Source organism: Pseudomonas sp. WS 5059, assembly GCF_012985525.1.
GTDB lineage: Bacteria > Pseudomonadota > Gammaproteobacteria > Pseudomonadales > Pseudomonadaceae > Aquipseudomonas.
Window position 1 is genome coordinate 378,039 of the sequence record NZ_JAAQWO010000003.1, and the last position, 13,179, is coordinate 391,217.

The window sequence follows — 13,179 nt, forward strand, 5'->3', positions numbered from 1 at the left end:
GTGTTAGCGTCCTAGTTTGCCGGGATCGTAACCGATAGCCGTTGATACCGGTCAAATGAATACCGTTAGGCGTTAGCGCAGCGCCATGACCGCCGCCCATTGCTCCGCCGTCACTGGCATCACTGACAGGCGACTGCCTTTTTGCACCAGCGGCAATTCGGCCAGGGCCGTCTGTTGCTTGAGGTAGCCCAGCCCGAGGACTTTGGGGAAGGTTTCGACGTGGGCCACGGTGATGGCGCTCCACGGATTCTTCTCGGGGGTGGCCTTGGCATCGAAGTAATGGCTATCAGGCTCCAGCGCGGTCGGGTCGGGGTAAGCCGCTTCGATGATTTTTCCTACGCCGGCAATGCCCGGTTCCGGGCAACTGGAGTGGTAAAAGAAGAACGCGTCGCCCACGGCCATGGCCCGCAGGAAATTGCGCGCCTGGTAATTGCGCACGCCGTCCCAGCGCGCCTCGCCGAGTTTTTCCAGGCCCTTGATGGACAGCTCATCGGGCTCGGATTTCATCAGCCAATAGGCCATGGTTTTGCTCCTTTGCAGGGGATTGGGCAGCTTGTCTGTCAATTTCATGACAAACCGACGGTCGGTTGACGCCAAGGTTTGCGTGTTGGTTCACGTTAACGCAGAATGCCGGGATTTTAAGCTTGACGCAGCTGGAACGGACTACTTTGGAACGTTGCTGTCATCGTGTGTGATATGCCTGAAGGGGGGCAATCGATGAAACGCAAACCGGATTTACTATGGATTTTGGTTATTTTGTTCGGTCTGGGCGTCGTGACCACCGGGTATGCGCAAAGCCTATGGTCGAACAAGACCCAAGCCCCGGTTGAATTTGCACAGCAGCAACAACAAACCTTCAAGCGTTGACGCTATTTCGGCGCCGTTGAGTCCAGCGGCGTCCCCTCTGCGACATACCATCTTCTATCGGTAACGGTGCCATTCAACGGCACGTCCCAGCTTGCCTGCGCCAGGCGTTCGACCTTCTGGCACTCATGGGCCAGCCCCAGTAGCGTCGGCTTGCGCCACGATGAGCGGCGCGCCAGGTACGCCAGGCTGCGATCGTAAAAACCGCCGCCCATGCCCAGCCGCCCGCCCGCATCATCAAAACCCACCAACGGCAGCAGCACCAGGTCCAGGGCCCAGACCTTGCGCTGGCGCCCGACATTGACCCGTGGCTCAAGAATGCCAAAGCGGTTGGGCGCAAGCTTTTCCCCAGGGCGCACGCGTTGGAACACCATCTTGGTCCGAGGCCAGGCGCTGAGCACTGGCAGGTAGGTGGCCTTGCCCCGGCGCTGGGCAGCGCGCAGCAGCAAGCGCGGATCGATTTCGCCATCCGTCGGCAGGTACAGGGAGATTTGTTTGGCCCGGCGAAACAGCGGGTGCTGTGCCAGTTGCCGATACAGGCCAAGCGCGGCCTGGCGTTGCTCGCTCGGCGTCAGGGCGCGGCGGGCCTTGCGCAACATGCGTCGAAGGTGCGGACGGGAAAGTGGCGCAGGTTCGGTCATGGTGTTCGGCTCATAAAACAATGCCAGTCCGGGGACTGGCATTGAGTTTGGGAATCAGGCTCCCCGACAGAACCGCTGTCGACTTAGCCCTTGAACCCGAAAGTTCAAGGTGGAAGATGCAGTAGGCTTTAAGGCTTTCCGTCTAGCGGACATGCACACCAGCCCAACGTGCAACTTCCAGGGTAGTGCGAATCGGCTCAGGGACATCGCCGACTGGCAAGCACGCCAGGGAGTGAGGCGAGTATACCCGAAATAGACGCGGCGATCAGCCCTTGGGTGGTTCCTGGTCGGTAGAAAGCACCAGGTCGACGCGCTCGAGCAGGTCACGCACTTGCTCGCGTGTCGAACCACTGGCCTGTACGTCAGGGCGTTCCTGCTTATGCAGCAAATCGTGGGTAATGTTCAGCGCGGCCATCACGGCGATACGGTCGGCGCCGATGACTTTGCCGCTGCTGCGGATTTCACGCATCTTGCCATCCAGGTAGCGGGCGGCGCTCACCAGGTTGCTGCGCTCCTCCTGGGGGCAGATGATCGAATACTCTTTGTCGAGAATCTGCACGGTGACGCTATTGCTTGAACTCATGAGTCTTGCTCCAGGGCCTTCAGGCGCGAAATCATCGATTCGACCTTACGCCGGGCGATTTCGTTTTTTTCAATGAGGTGCGCGCGTTCCTCGCGCCAGGTCTTTTCCTGAGCTAATAGGAGTCCGTTTTGACTCTTTAGTTGCTCGACCCGGGTAATTAGCAATTCGAGTCTGGCCATCAGCGCTTGCAAGTCGGCGTCTTCCATAGGGTTCCACTGGATTTGTCTGATGAATGGCAACTGCAGGATAAACGATCTGACGCCCTTGATAGTCGGGTGCGTCTGCCGGTGCTAGGATACAGCGCTTCATTCTAGACATCGCGCCGCCTGGCGCCTAGCTCATCATGCCTATTCAGAACTCCCCGTACGACGCTTTTTCCAAACTGCTGAGCTCCAGCGGTCACCCTTGCTCGCCTGCCGAACTGCATGGCGTGCTGCTGGGCCGTAGTTGCACCGGCGTCGGTTTTGACGCCGACACCTGGCTGGCCGACGTGGCCGAGCTGCTGGAAACCGAGCCTACCGAAAACGTGCGCAACGCGTTGATCGGCTTGCAAGAAATGGTTAAAGGCGAACTGACCGGTGATGACGTCACCGTGGTCCTGCTGCTGCCAACCGACGATGCGTCGCTCACCGAGCGTGCCGCTGCACTGGGCCAATGGTGCCAGGGTTTCCTCCATGGCTTTGGCGTGAACGCCGGCGGCCTGGAGCTGAGCACCGACGCCAAGGAAGTGTTGCAGGACCTCGCAGCCATCTCCCAGGTGCAAGATGCGCTGGAAGAATCCGAAGATGGCGAAGGCGACTATATGGAAGTCATGGAATACCTGCGCGTCGCGCCGTTGCTGCTGTTCACCGAAACCCGAAAGTCTGCTGAACCTGCTGCAACCAAGCCGTCGCTGCACTAAGAGAGGGAACCCACCTGCCCATGATCCATATCCCCAAAGCGGAATACACCCGCCGCCGCAAGGCGCTCATGGCGCAGATGGAACCCAACAGCATCGCGATCCTGCCGGCCGCTGCCGTGGCGATCCGCAACCGTGATGTCGAGCACGTGTACCGCCAGGACAGCGACTTCCAGTACCTGAGCGGCTTCCCCGAGCCCGAAGCGGTGATTGTGCTGATGCCTGGGCGCATTCACGGCGAATACGTGCTGTTCTGCCGTGAACGCAACGCCGAGCGCGAATTGTGGGACGGCCTGCGCGCTGGCACCGAAGGCGCGATTCGCGAATACGGCGCCGACGATGCGTTCCCGATTACCGATATCGACGACATCCTGCCCGGCCTGATCGAAGGCCGCGACCGGGTGTACTCGGCCATGGGCAGCAATGCCGAATTCGACCGGCACCTGATGGAGTGGATCAACGTGATCCGCTCCAAGGCGCACCTCGGTGCGCAGCCGCCGAACGAATTCGTTGCCCTGGATCATCTGCTGCACGACATGCGCCTGTATAAATCCGCCGCAGAAGTGAAGGTCATGCGCGAAGCCGCGCGGATTTCCTGCGCGGCCCATATTCGGGCGATGCAGGCCAGCCGCGCCGGGTTGCATGAGTTCAGCCTGGAAGCCGAGTTGGACTACGAATTCCGCCGGGGCGGGGCGAAGATGCCGGCCTATGGCTCCATCGTCGCCTCGGGGCGCAACAGTTGCATCCTGCACTACCAGCAGAATGACGCGCTGCTCAAGGACGGGGACCTGGTGTTGATCGACGCCGGTTGTGAAATCGACTGCTATGCCAGCGATATCACCCGCACCTGGCCGGTCAATGGCAAGTTCTCGGCCGAGCAGAAGGCGATCTACGAAATTGTGCTGGCCTCCCAGGACGCCGCCTTTGCCCAGATCGCGCCGAACAAGCACTGGAACCAGGCCCATGAGGCGACGGTGCAAGTTATCACCGCCGGGCTGGTGAAGCTGGGCTTGTTGCAGGGTGATGTGGACGAGTTGATCGCCAGCGAAGCCTACAAGGCGTTCTACATGCACCGCGCCGGGCACTGGCTGGGCATGGATGTGCATGATGTGGGCGAGTACAAGGTCGGCGGCGAATGGCGGGTGCTGGAAGTGGGCATGGCCCTGACCGTGGAGCCGGGCATCTACATTGCCCCGGACAACCAAAACGTGGCAAAGAAATGGCGTGGCATAGGCGTGCGCATCGAGGATGACGTGGTGGTGACCAAGCAAGGCTGTGAAATTCTGACCGGTGGCGTACCCAAGACCGTGGCCGAGATTGAAGCACTGATGGCGGCCGCCCGATGAGCCGGGTCAACCTGGCGATTATCGGTGGCGGCCTGGTGGGCGCCAGCCTGGCCTTGGCATTGCAGGCCGGGGCCAAGGCCCGTGGCTGGAAAATCGTGCTGATCGAACCCTTCGCCCCCGGCGACAGCTACCAGCCGAGCTATGACGCGCGTTCCTCGGCGCTGTCCTTTGGCGCGCGGCAGATCTACCAGCGCCTGGGTGTATGGCAAGACATTTCCCGACGTGCCGAACCGATCAAGCAAATTCATGTTTCCGACCGTGGGCGCTTCTCTACCGCACGCTTGTCGGCCCTTGAAGAGGGCGTACCGGCCCTGGGCTATGTGGTGGAAAACGCCTGGCTCGGGCAGTGCCTGTGGCAAGGCCTGGACAAAGACGTGATCAGTTGGCGCTGCCCCGCAGAAGTCAGCCGCATGGAGCCGCTGGCCGATGGCTACCGCCTGACCCTCAACGATGAAACCGTCATTGAGTGCGACCTTGCGGTACTGGCCGATGGTGGCCGCTCCGGGCTGCGCGAGCAGTTGGGCATTGGCGTCAAGCAACGGCCTTACAACCAGAGTGCCCTGATCGCCAACATCACCCCCAGCGAAGCCCATAACGGCGAGGCGTTCGAGCGTTTCACCGACGAAGGCCCGATGGCCTTGCTGCCGCTGGCGGACAACCGTTGCGCGCTGGTCTGGACCCGCGTCGGCATGGACGCCCAGCGCCTGGCGCAGTTGGATGAACGCAGTTTCCTCAGCGAGTTGCAGGGCGTGTTTGGCTATCGCCTGGGCACCCTGAAACAGGTCGGCGCGCGCCACTTGTATCCGCTGACGCTGGTGGAGGCCGAGGAGCAAGTGCGCTCGCACCTGGTGGTCCTGGGCAACGCCGCCCACAGCTTGCACCCGATTGCCGGTCAGGGTTTCAACCTGTCCCTGCGCGATGCCTATGCGTTGGCCGAGGCCTTGCTGGCCGGGCCCGCCGTGCCGGGTGACCTGGCGACCTTGCAGGCCTACCGCGAACGCCAGCGCCTGGATCAACAACTGACCGTGGGCTTCTCCGACCAGGTCACCCGCCTGTTCGGCAGCGGCCAACCGCTGGTCGCCATGGGCCGTAACCTCGGCCTGCTGGGCCTGGACCTGCTGCCGCCGGCCAAACGCTGGTTCGCCCGGCAGGCCATGGGCCTGGGCACGCGCCCCGATGCGTAAGTGGCTGACGGAGCGCCTGGGCAAGGCGCGGTTATTACGCTGGTTCTTGAGCCTGTACCCGCCGTACCTCGGCGCCGGGGTGCGGGTCCAGCACCTGAGTGCCGACTTTTGTCACGCCAAGGTGCGCATGGGCCTGGGCTGGTACAACCGCAATTACGTCGGTACGCAGTTTGGCGGCAGCCTGTATTCGATGGTCGACCCGTTCTACATGCTGATGCTGATGGAGAACCTGGGCCGCGACTACATCGTGTGGGACAAGGCGGCGAGCATCGATTTCATCTCGCCGGGCAAAGGCCCGGTGTTTGCCGAATTCTCCATCGACCAGGCCTTGCTCGATGAAGTGCGACGCCAGACCGAGGGCGGCGAGAAATACTTGCCGCACCTCAAGGTGCAGATTTACGACGGCTCCGGCACCCTGGTGGCGCGAGTCGACAAAACCCTTTACGTGCGGCGCAAGCCGCCAGCGAAACAGGCATAAAGCATGGACATGCGCGCAGATGTGCTGATTGTCGGGGCCGGAATGGTCGGAAGCGCCCTGGCGCTGGCGTTGCAGGGCAGTGGCCTGCAAGTGCTGCTGCTCGACGGCAGCCCGTTGAGCGTCAAGCCATTTGACGCCGATGCTCCGTTTGAACCGCGGGTGAGCGCCTTGTCGGCCGCCAGCCAGCGCATCCTCGAACGCCTGGGCGTGTGGGACGGCATCGCCAGTCGCCGCGCCAGCCCCTACGGCGAAATGCAGGTTTGGGATGGCAGCGGCACCGGGCAGATCCACTTCTCGGCGGCCAGTGTGCATGCCGAGGTGTTGGGGCATATCGTCGAAAACCGTGTGGTCCAGGACGCCCTGCTTGAGCGCCTGCACGACTGCGACCTGGGCCTGCTGGCCAACGCACGCCTGGAGCAGATGCGCCGCTCCGGCGATGACTGGCTGCTGACCCTGGCCGATGGCCGCACCCTGCGCGCGCCGCTGGTGATCGCCGCCGACGGCGCCAACTCGGCCGTGCGCCGCCTGACCGGCACCGCCACACGCGAATGGGATTACCTGCACCACGCCATCGTCACCAGCGTGCGCAGCAGCCAGCCGCACCAGCGTACGGCCTGGCAGCGCTTCACCGACCATGGCCCGCTGGCGTTCCTGCCGCTGGTACGCGATGGCCACGAAGATTGGTGCTCGATCGTCTGGTCGACCACGCCGAGCGAGTCCGAACGCTTGATGGCCCTGGACGACGAAAGCTTCTGTGGTGAACTGGAGCGCGCTTTTGAGGGCCGCCTGGGCAGCGTGGTCAGTGCCGACCCACGCCTGTGCGTACCGCTGCGCCAGCGCCACGCCAAGCGCTACGTCGCCGAAGGCCTGGCGCTGATTGGCGATGCAGCCCACGTTATTCACCCGTTGGCGGGGCAGGGCGTGAACCTGGGCTTCCTCGACGCCGCGGTGTTGGCCGAGGTGCTGCTAAAGGCGTGCGAGCGCGGTGAACGCTTGGCAGATGTGAAGGTGCTCAGTCGCTACGAGCGCCGGCGCATGCCGCACAACCTGGCGCTGATGGCGGCGATGGAGGGCTTTGAACGGTTGTTCCAGGCCGACCAGTTGCCGTTGCGTTGGTTGCGCAATGCCGGGCTGAAAATGGTCGACCAAATGCCCGAGGCCAAGGCGCTGTTTGTGCGTCAGGCGCTGGGCTTGACCGGCGACCTGCCGGACCTGGCCAAGCCCTGAGTGCGTTCACCCCGCTAGGAGCCGGCTTGCCGGCGATGAGGCCGGTTGTCGCAGGGTAAATCCTTCCCATGCAACATCTCGTAACGCCTGCGCCCAGTGTTTGGTTGAGATGCTAAATGTGAGTCCTTATCATTTGCGCTCACTTTTCCTACGAGAGACCGCACCTATGTTGGCACCCAAGCGCCTCCTGACTGCCCTGGCACTCACCCTTATCGCCAGCACCACCGTCCAGGCGGCTGACGAAGTGGTGGTCTACTCCTCTCGTATCGACGAGTTGATCAAGCCGGTGTTCGACGCCTACACCAAGAAAACCGGGGTGCAGGTGAAGTTCATCACCGACAAGGAAGCGCCGCTGATGCAGCGCATCAAGGCCGAAGGCCAGAACGCCACCGCCGACCTGCTGCTGACCGTCGATGGTGGCAACCTCTGGCAAGCCGAGCAGATGGGCATTCTGCAACCCTTCACCTCCAAGGTGATCGACTCCAACATCCCTGCACAATATCGCTCCTCCAGCCATGCCTGGACGGGCTTGAGCCTGCGGGCGCGCACCATCGCCTACTCCACCGACCGCGTGAAGCCGGCAGAGCTGACCACCTACGAAGCCCTGGCCGACAAGCAATGGGAAGGCCGCCTGTGCCTGCGCACCGCGAAGAAGGTCTACAACCAGTCGCTGACCGCCACCCTGATCGAAACCCATGGCGCAGAAAAGACTGAAGAAATCATCAAGGGCTGGGTCAATAACCTGTCCACCGACGTCTTCTCCGATGACATTGCGGTACTGCAGGCAATCAACGCCGGGCAGTGCGATGTGGGTATCGTCAACACCTACTACTACGGCCGCCTGCACAAGCAGGACCCGAAACTGGCGGTGAAACTGTTCTGGCCGAACCAGGGCGACCGTGGCGTGCACGTCAACCTGTCGGGCATCGGCCTGACCAAGTACGCCCCGCACCCGGAAGCCGCCAAGGCTCTGGTGGAGTGGATGACTACGCCTGAGGCGCAGAAGATCTTTGCCGACGTCAACCAGGAGTTCCCGGCCAACCCTGCGGTAGAACCTTCGGCTGAAGTGGCGAGCTGGGGCAAGTTCAAGGCGGACACCCTGCCGGTGGAAGTGGCGGGCAAGCGCCAGGCCGAGGCGATTCGCCTGATGGATCGTGCGGGCTGGAACTGAGTACAATTTGTAGCACGCCGCAGTTCTAATTAATGTGGGAGCGGCTTGGGTGGGAGCTGGCTTGCCTGCGATAGCATCACCCCGGTATCGCTGATAAACCGAGGTGTCTGCATCGCAGGCAAGCCGGCTCCCACACAAGCCCGCTCCCACAGTGTTTTGTGCAGGCCTGCGAATAATCCACTGCTTGAGAATTCCTTTTGGCCCACCCCGCCCAACGCCGCTGGTACCTGCCGGTCTTCACTGTCGCCGCCCTGGTGCTGCTGCCCCTGAGTGTCCTGTTGCTGTCCTGGCAAAGCATCGACACGCAAATCTGGTCGCACCTGTGGGATACCCAGATGCCGCGTCTGCTGGGCAACACCTTGACCCTGGTGGTGGGCGTCGGGGTAGGCGTAACGGTGCTGGGCGTGAGCCTGGCCTGGCTGACCAGCCTCTGCGAGTTCCCCGGCCGGCGCTGGCTGGACTGGGCGTTGATGCTGCCGTTTGCCATCCCGGCCTATGTCCTGGCGTTTGTCTTCGTGGGTTTGCTGGATTTCTCCGGGCCGGTACAAACCCTGCTGCGCGAATGGTTCGGCATGGGCCTGCGCCTGCCGCGCGTGCGCTCCACCAGTGGCGTGATCATCGTGCTGGTGCTGGTGTTCTATCCCTACGTCTACCTGCTGGCGCGCACCGCGTTCCTGGCGCAGGGCAAGGGGTTGATGGAAGCGGCGCGAGTGCTGGGCCAGTCGCCCTGGCAGGCGTTCTGGCGGGTGGCCCTGCCCATGGCGCGCCCGGCGATCGGCGCCGGCGTAGCCTTGGCGTTGATGGAAACCCTGGCGGACTTCGGCGCGGTGTCGGTGTTTAACTTCGACACCTTCACCACCGCCATCTACAAGACCTGGTATGGCTTTTTCAGCCTGTCCAGCGCCGCACAACTGGCGAGCCTGCTGCTGTTGGTGGTGATGCTGGTGCTCTACGGCGAGCGCCGGGCCCGTGGCGCCAGCCGCCCGAGCAACGAGCGACCGCGGGGCAAGGCGCTCTATCACCTGCATGGCGTCAAGGCCGCCGCCGCAACCGGCTGGTGCGCCCTGGTGTTTGCCTGTGCCTTTGTTATCCCGATGCTCCAGCTGCTGGCCTGGTTCTGGCAGCGCGGGCGTTTCGACCTCGACGAGCGCTATGCCGGGCTGATCGTGCATACCCTCTACCTGGGCGGCATGGCCGCGCTGATCACCGTCAGCGTGGCGTTGCTGCTGGCCTTCGCCAACCGCCTGGCGCCGACCCGGGCTATCCGCTCCGGGGTCAGCCTGGGCAACCTGGGCTATGCCTTGCCGGGTTCGGTATTGGCGGTGTCGATCATGCTGGCTTTCAGCTATCTGGACCGCGAGTTGGTGATTCCGGTTTCCAGCTGGCTGGGCGGCGCTGGCAAACCTTTGCTGCTGGGCAGCCTGTCGGCGCTGGTGATGGCCTATCTGGTGCGCTTCCTGGCGGTGGCCTATGGCCCGCTGGAAAACAGCCTGGCGCGCATCCGCCCGTCCTTGCCGGAAGCAGCGCGCAGCCTGGGGGTAAGTGGGCCACGACTGTTTTGCAAAGTGTATCTGCCACTTTTACTGCCCGGCACCTTGAGCGCGGCCTTGCTGGTGTTTGTCGATGTGCTCAAGGAAATGCCCGCGACCCTGCTGATGCGCCCATTCGGCTGGGACACGCTGGCGGTACGCATCTTCGAGATGACCAGCGAGGGCGAGTGGGCGCGTGCCTCGTTGCCCGCCCTGACCCTGGTGTTGGTCGGCCTGTTGCCGGTCATCGGCTTGATCCGACGTTCGGCGCGACGAATCGGTTAGGTGCCAGTCCTACGGCTTGAGGCTACAATGCGCGGCATTCGGTGCGGCCCGTCTTCCGGGCAGGGTGGCTGATTGTGGCTGCAGGCCTTGTATTTCAAGGTGTGTAGCCCGAACGGCAACCGTCCGCACCTTCGCCACGCCCGGAAGGAGAAACCCATGGGACAGCGTACGCCTCTGTATGACCTGCATCTCGCCCTCGGCGCGAAAATGGTCGATTTTGGCGGTTGGGATATGCCTCTGCACTACGGCTCGCAAGTCGAGGAGCACCATCAGGTGCGCCGTGACTGCGGGGTGTTTGATGTTTCCCACATGACCGTGATCGATATCTCAGGCCACCAGGCCAGGGAGTGGCTGCAGTACTTGCTGGCCAATGATGTCGATCGTTTGCATGGCTGCGGCCATGCGCTGTACAGCGCCATGCTCAACGAGCAGGGCGGGGTGGTGGACGACATGATTGTCTACCGCACCGAAGACGGTTACCGGCTGGTGGTCAATGCGGCCACCCGCGACCAGGATATCGCGTGGATGCAGGCCCAGTTGGGCAGCTATCAGGTGCTGATGCATGAGCGCCCGGACCTGGCCATGCTGGCGATCCAGGGGCCCCAGGCCCGGCACAAGATTGCCGAGCTGGTCACCCAGTCTCGCGGCGTGCTGATCCACCAGCTCAAGCCTTTCGAGGGCCGCGCCGACGGCGACTGGTTTATCGCACGCACAGGCTATACCGGCGAAGATGGCCTGGAAATCGTCCTGCCCGCCGACCAGGCCCCGGGCTTTTTCAACGACCTGGTGGGCGCGGGCATCTCGCCTATCGGCCTGGGTGCGCGTGACACCCTGCGCCTTGAGGCCGGCATGAACCTCTACGGCCAGGATATCCACCTGAATGTGTCACCGTTGGCCGCCAATATGGCCTGGAGCATCGCCTGGGAACCCGCGGGCCGCGACTTCATCGGGCGTGCCGCCCTGGAGGCTGAACGGGCCGCCGGAGTGCAGCTCAAGCTGGTGGGTTTGGTGCTGGAAGAACGCGGGGTTTTACGCGCTCATCAAGTGGTTCGTATCGCCGATGTTGGCGAAGGAGAGATCACCAGTGGTAGTTTCTCTCCTACGCTGAGTAAATCCATTGCCCTGGCGCGTGTACCGATGGCAACCGCTGACCGCGCGGAAGTAGAGATTCGCGGCAAGTGGTACCCGGTGCGAGTGGTCAAGCCGACCTTCGTGCGCCATGGCAAGACCTTGATCTAACCTTTTGCGGCAGGCCAATGGCCGCTGACATTTCTTTTTGAGGACACAGACTATGAGCGATATCCCTGCCGCACTGCGTTTTGCCGAAAGCCACGAATGGGCACGCCTGGAAGCGGATGGCACCGTGACCGTCGGGATCTCCGATCACGCCCAGGAAGCGTTGGGTGATGTGGTGTTTGTTGAATTGGCGGAAGTGGGCAAGGTGTTCGCCGCGGGCGACGCCGCAGGCGTAGTCGAATCGGTGAAGGCTGCTTCGGATATCTACTCGCCGGTTTCGGGTGAAGTGATTGCGGTCAACGAGGATTTGGCCGATGCCCCTGAGTCGCTCAATGAAAAGCCTTACGAGGCCTGGATCTTCAAGGTCCAGCCAAGCAATGCCGCAGAACTGGAAAAACTGCTGGATGCCGCTGGCTACAAAGCCGCCATCGGCGAATAACACCGTCCCCTGCAGGAGCCGGCAAGCCGGCTACTGCAACGGTCAGGGCTTGAGCACCTGCTTCACCGCCGCAACAGCCCGCTCCACATCCGCCTTGGTCATCGCCGTAAACATCGGCAACGACACAATCAAGCGCCCGACGCTTTCCGCAATCGGAAACATGCCTTCCTTGAACCCCTGTGCCCGATACAGGCTCAGCAGGTGGATCGGCGGGTAGTGATAGCCAATGCCCACGCCCTGGGCCTGCATCTGCTCCATGAACGTAGCGCGGGCCGGCAGGCCATCCGAACGCTCGGGCAGAACCAGTTGGAACAGGTGCCAGTTGCTGTTTTCAAAGTCCGCAGGCGGCAGTTGTGCGCCGTACGTTGCCTCGAAATCGCTGCCCAAACACTCGAAGTAATGCCGGGCCAGGGCCTGGCGATGGGCCGTGATCTGCTCGAGATGGGCAAACTGGCCCAGGCCGATGGCGGCGGCGATATCGGTCATGTTGAACTTGCCGCCCAGCACATCCACGTCCAGGCCATCGAACCCACTGCGGGTCACGCCTTGCAGGCGGTATTTCTCCGCCAGGCGCGCTTCTTCAGCGTTGTTCAACACCAGGCAGCCGCCTTCGGAACAGGTGATGTTCTTGTTCGCCTGGAAGCTGAACGAGACAAAATCCCCCGTGGCGCCAATTCGCTGGCCATCCCAACTGGAGCCCAATGCCTGGGCGGCGTCTTCGATGATCCGCAGCCCATATTTGTTGGCCAGTGCATAGAGCATCGGCATGTCCAGCGGCAGGCCGGCCAGGTACACCGGGATGATCGCCTTGGTGCGCGGCGTAATGGCGGCTTCCACCTGGGCCAGGTCGATATTGCGGGTCACCGGGTCAATATCGGCAAACACCGGCGTGGCGCCTACCTCCAGAATCACGTTGGCCGTTGCCACCCAGGAAATCGGCGTGGTGATCACTTCATCCCCCGGCCCGACACCGGCGATACGCAAGGCAATCTCCATGGTGCAGGTGCCGGAGTTGAAGGTGCGCACCGGCCGGCCGCCAAAATATTCCGACAACTGTGCTTCGAACGCCTGCACCTTGGGCCCGCTGGTGATCCAGCCGGAACGCAACACCTCACCGACTGCCGCGATAGTGGCTTCATCAATGGTCGGTTTTGAAAACGGCAGGAAAGGCAGTTGGCTCATGACGTTGAAAGCATCCGTTTTAAGAAGAACTAAGAATAAAAGCTCATATCAACCCCAGCATCGTCGCACGGGGTAACTGAATATAGCCTGTCATCCGTGAACGAATCGTCGAACGA

15 protein-coding genes and 1 other RNA gene are annotated in these 13,179 nt (G+C 62.4%); 10 read left to right on the forward strand and 6 right to left on the reverse strand.

The window, feature by feature from the left end; genetic code table 11:
* Positions 1-72: 72 nt before the first annotated feature.
* Positions 73-522: an EVE domain-containing protein gene (locus HBO12_RS10625; RefSeq protein WP_170042107.1), complete on the reverse strand. Its 450-nt coding sequence runs from the start codon at positions 520-522 to the stop codon at positions 73-75.
* Between the two features lie 195 nt (positions 523-717).
* Here HBO12_RS10625 and HBO12_RS10630 point away from each other — a divergent pair, with 195 nt between their 5' ends.
* Positions 718-867, forward strand: coding sequence for a hypothetical protein (locus HBO12_RS10630; protein ID WP_169955010.1), 150 nt, complete (start codon positions 718-720; stop codon positions 865-867).
* Between the two features lie 2 nt (positions 868-869).
* Here the strand turns inward: HBO12_RS10630 and HBO12_RS10635 are convergent, their stop codons facing one another.
* The 4 genes from HBO12_RS10635 to HBO12_RS10650 all read right to left on the reverse strand — a co-directional run bounded on the left by HBO12_RS10635 (position 870) and on the right by HBO12_RS10650 (position 2,294).
* Complete coding sequence (locus tag HBO12_RS10635; RefSeq protein ID WP_170042108.1) at positions 870-1,505, reverse strand: 5-formyltetrahydrofolate cyclo-ligase; 636 nt, start codon at positions 1,503-1,505, stop codon at positions 870-872.
* Positions 1,506-1,561: 56 nt separating this feature from the next.
* Positions 1,562-1,740: non-coding RNA, 6S RNA (gene ssrS / locus HBO12_RS10640), on the reverse strand.
* Positions 1,741-1,770: 30 nt separating this feature from the next.
* A complete protein-coding gene (locus tag HBO12_RS10645) occupies positions 1,771-2,088 on the reverse strand; it encodes a cell division protein ZapA (RefSeq protein ID WP_029289530.1) in 318 nt (105 codons plus the stop codon).
* Positions 2,085-2,294 (reverse strand): TIGR02449 family protein, encoded by a 210-nt coding sequence (locus tag HBO12_RS10650; protein WP_057440444.1) that lies wholly within the window; start codon positions 2,292-2,294, stop codon positions 2,085-2,087. The genes HBO12_RS10645 and HBO12_RS10650 overlap by 4 nt, the downstream gene beginning before the upstream one ends.
* Positions 2,295-2,431: 137 nt before the next feature.
* Between HBO12_RS10650 and HBO12_RS10655 the strand changes: the two genes are divergently transcribed.
* The 9 genes from HBO12_RS10655 to gcvH all read left to right on the forward strand — a co-directional run bounded on the left by HBO12_RS10655 (position 2,432) and on the right by gcvH (position 11,881).
* Positions 2,432-2,989 (forward strand): YecA/YgfB family protein, encoded by a 558-nt coding sequence (locus HBO12_RS10655; RefSeq protein WP_170042109.1) that lies wholly within the window; start codon positions 2,432-2,434, stop codon positions 2,987-2,989.
* Positions 2,990-3,009: 20 nt separating this feature from the next.
* Entirely contained in the window at positions 3,010-4,332 is a 1,323-nt protein-coding gene (pepP, locus tag HBO12_RS10660) for a Xaa-Pro aminopeptidase (protein WP_169955007.1), read from the forward strand.
* Positions 4,329-5,516 (forward strand): 2-octaprenyl-6-methoxyphenyl hydroxylase, encoded by a 1,188-nt coding sequence (ubiH, locus tag HBO12_RS10665; protein WP_170042110.1) that lies wholly within the window; start codon positions 4,329-4,331, stop codon positions 5,514-5,516. The genes pepP and ubiH overlap by 4 nt, the downstream gene beginning before the upstream one ends.
* The gene (locus HBO12_RS10670) at positions 5,509-5,994 is read left to right on the forward strand and encodes a DUF4442 domain-containing protein (RefSeq protein ID WP_169955005.1); all 486 of its coding nucleotides are present in this window, start codon (positions 5,509-5,511) and stop codon (positions 5,992-5,994) included. The genes ubiH and HBO12_RS10670 overlap by 8 nt, the downstream gene beginning before the upstream one ends.
* A 9-nt stretch (positions 5,995-6,003) precedes the next feature.
* Complete coding sequence (locus HBO12_RS10675; RefSeq protein WP_170042271.1) at positions 6,004-7,221, forward strand: 2-octaprenyl-3-methyl-6-methoxy-1,4-benzoquinol hydroxylase; 1,218 nt, start codon at positions 6,004-6,006, stop codon at positions 7,219-7,221.
* Between the two features lie 166 nt (positions 7,222-7,387).
* Entirely contained in the window at positions 7,388-8,392 is a 1,005-nt protein-coding gene (locus HBO12_RS10680) for an extracellular solute-binding protein (protein WP_170042111.1), read from the forward strand.
* 197 nt (positions 8,393-8,589) lie between these two features.
* Entirely contained in the window at positions 8,590-10,206 is a 1,617-nt protein-coding gene (locus HBO12_RS10685; protein ID WP_169955003.1) for an ABC transporter permease, read from the forward strand.
* Between the two features lie 156 nt (positions 10,207-10,362).
* Positions 10,363-11,445: a glycine cleavage system aminomethyltransferase GcvT gene (gene gcvT / locus HBO12_RS10690; protein ID WP_170042112.1), complete on the forward strand. Its 1,083-nt coding sequence runs from the start codon at positions 10,363-10,365 to the stop codon at positions 11,443-11,445.
* Positions 11,446-11,497: 52 nt separating this feature from the next.
* A complete protein-coding gene (gene gcvH, locus HBO12_RS10695; protein WP_170042113.1) occupies positions 11,498-11,881 on the forward strand; it encodes a glycine cleavage system protein GcvH in 384 nt (127 codons plus the stop codon).
* 42 nt (positions 11,882-11,923) lie between these two features.
* On the opposite strand, the gene HBO12_RS10700 is transcribed toward gcvH, so the two are convergent.
* Positions 11,924-13,063 carry a DegT/DnrJ/EryC1/StrS family aminotransferase gene (locus tag HBO12_RS10700; RefSeq protein WP_170042114.1) on the reverse strand — a complete coding sequence of 380 codons (1,140 nt, stop codon included), beginning with the start codon at positions 13,061-13,063 and terminating at the stop codon, positions 11,924-11,926.
* Between the last annotated feature and the right edge of the window lie 116 nt (positions 13,064-13,179).

Coding starts and splice junctions, on each gene's coding strand:
- HBO12_RS10625 (WP_170042107.1), bottom strand. CDS start 522: ATGGCCTATTGGCTGATGAAATCCGAGCCCGATGAGCTGTCCATCAAG.
- HBO12_RS10630 (WP_169955010.1), top strand. CDS start 718: ATGAAACGCAAACCGGATTTACTATGGATTTTGGTTATTTTGTTCGGT.
- HBO12_RS10635 (WP_170042108.1), bottom strand. CDS start 1,505: ATGACCGAACCTGCGCCACTTTCCCGTCCGCACCTTCGACGCATGTTG.
- HBO12_RS10645 (WP_029289530.1), bottom strand. CDS start 2,088: ATGAGTTCAAGCAATAGCGTCACCGTGCAGATTCTCGACAAAGAGTAT.
- HBO12_RS10650 (WP_057440444.1), bottom strand. CDS start 2,294: ATGGAAGACGCCGACTTGCAAGCGCTGATGGCCAGACTCGAATTGCTA.
- HBO12_RS10655 (WP_170042109.1), top strand. CDS start 2,432: ATGCCTATTCAGAACTCCCCGTACGACGCTTTTTCCAAACTGCTGAGC.
- pepP (WP_169955007.1), top strand. CDS start 3,010: ATGATCCATATCCCCAAAGCGGAATACACCCGCCGCCGCAAGGCGCTC.
- ubiH (WP_170042110.1), top strand. CDS start 4,329: ATGAGCCGGGTCAACCTGGCGATTATCGGTGGCGGCCTGGTGGGCGCC.
- HBO12_RS10670 (WP_169955005.1), top strand. CDS start 5,509: ATGCGTAAGTGGCTGACGGAGCGCCTGGGCAAGGCGCGGTTATTACGC.
- HBO12_RS10675 (WP_170042271.1), top strand. CDS start 6,004: ATGCGCGCAGATGTGCTGATTGTCGGGGCCGGAATGGTCGGAAGCGCC.
- HBO12_RS10680 (WP_170042111.1), top strand. CDS start 7,388: ATGTTGGCACCCAAGCGCCTCCTGACTGCCCTGGCACTCACCCTTATC.
- gcvT (WP_170042112.1), top strand. CDS start 10,363: ATGGGACAGCGTACGCCTCTGTATGACCTGCATCTCGCCCTCGGCGCG.
- gcvH (WP_170042113.1), top strand. CDS start 11,498: ATGAGCGATATCCCTGCCGCACTGCGTTTTGCCGAAAGCCACGAATGG.
- HBO12_RS10700 (WP_170042114.1), bottom strand. CDS start 13,063: ATGAGCCAACTGCCTTTCCTGCCGTTTTCAAAACCGACCATTGATGAA.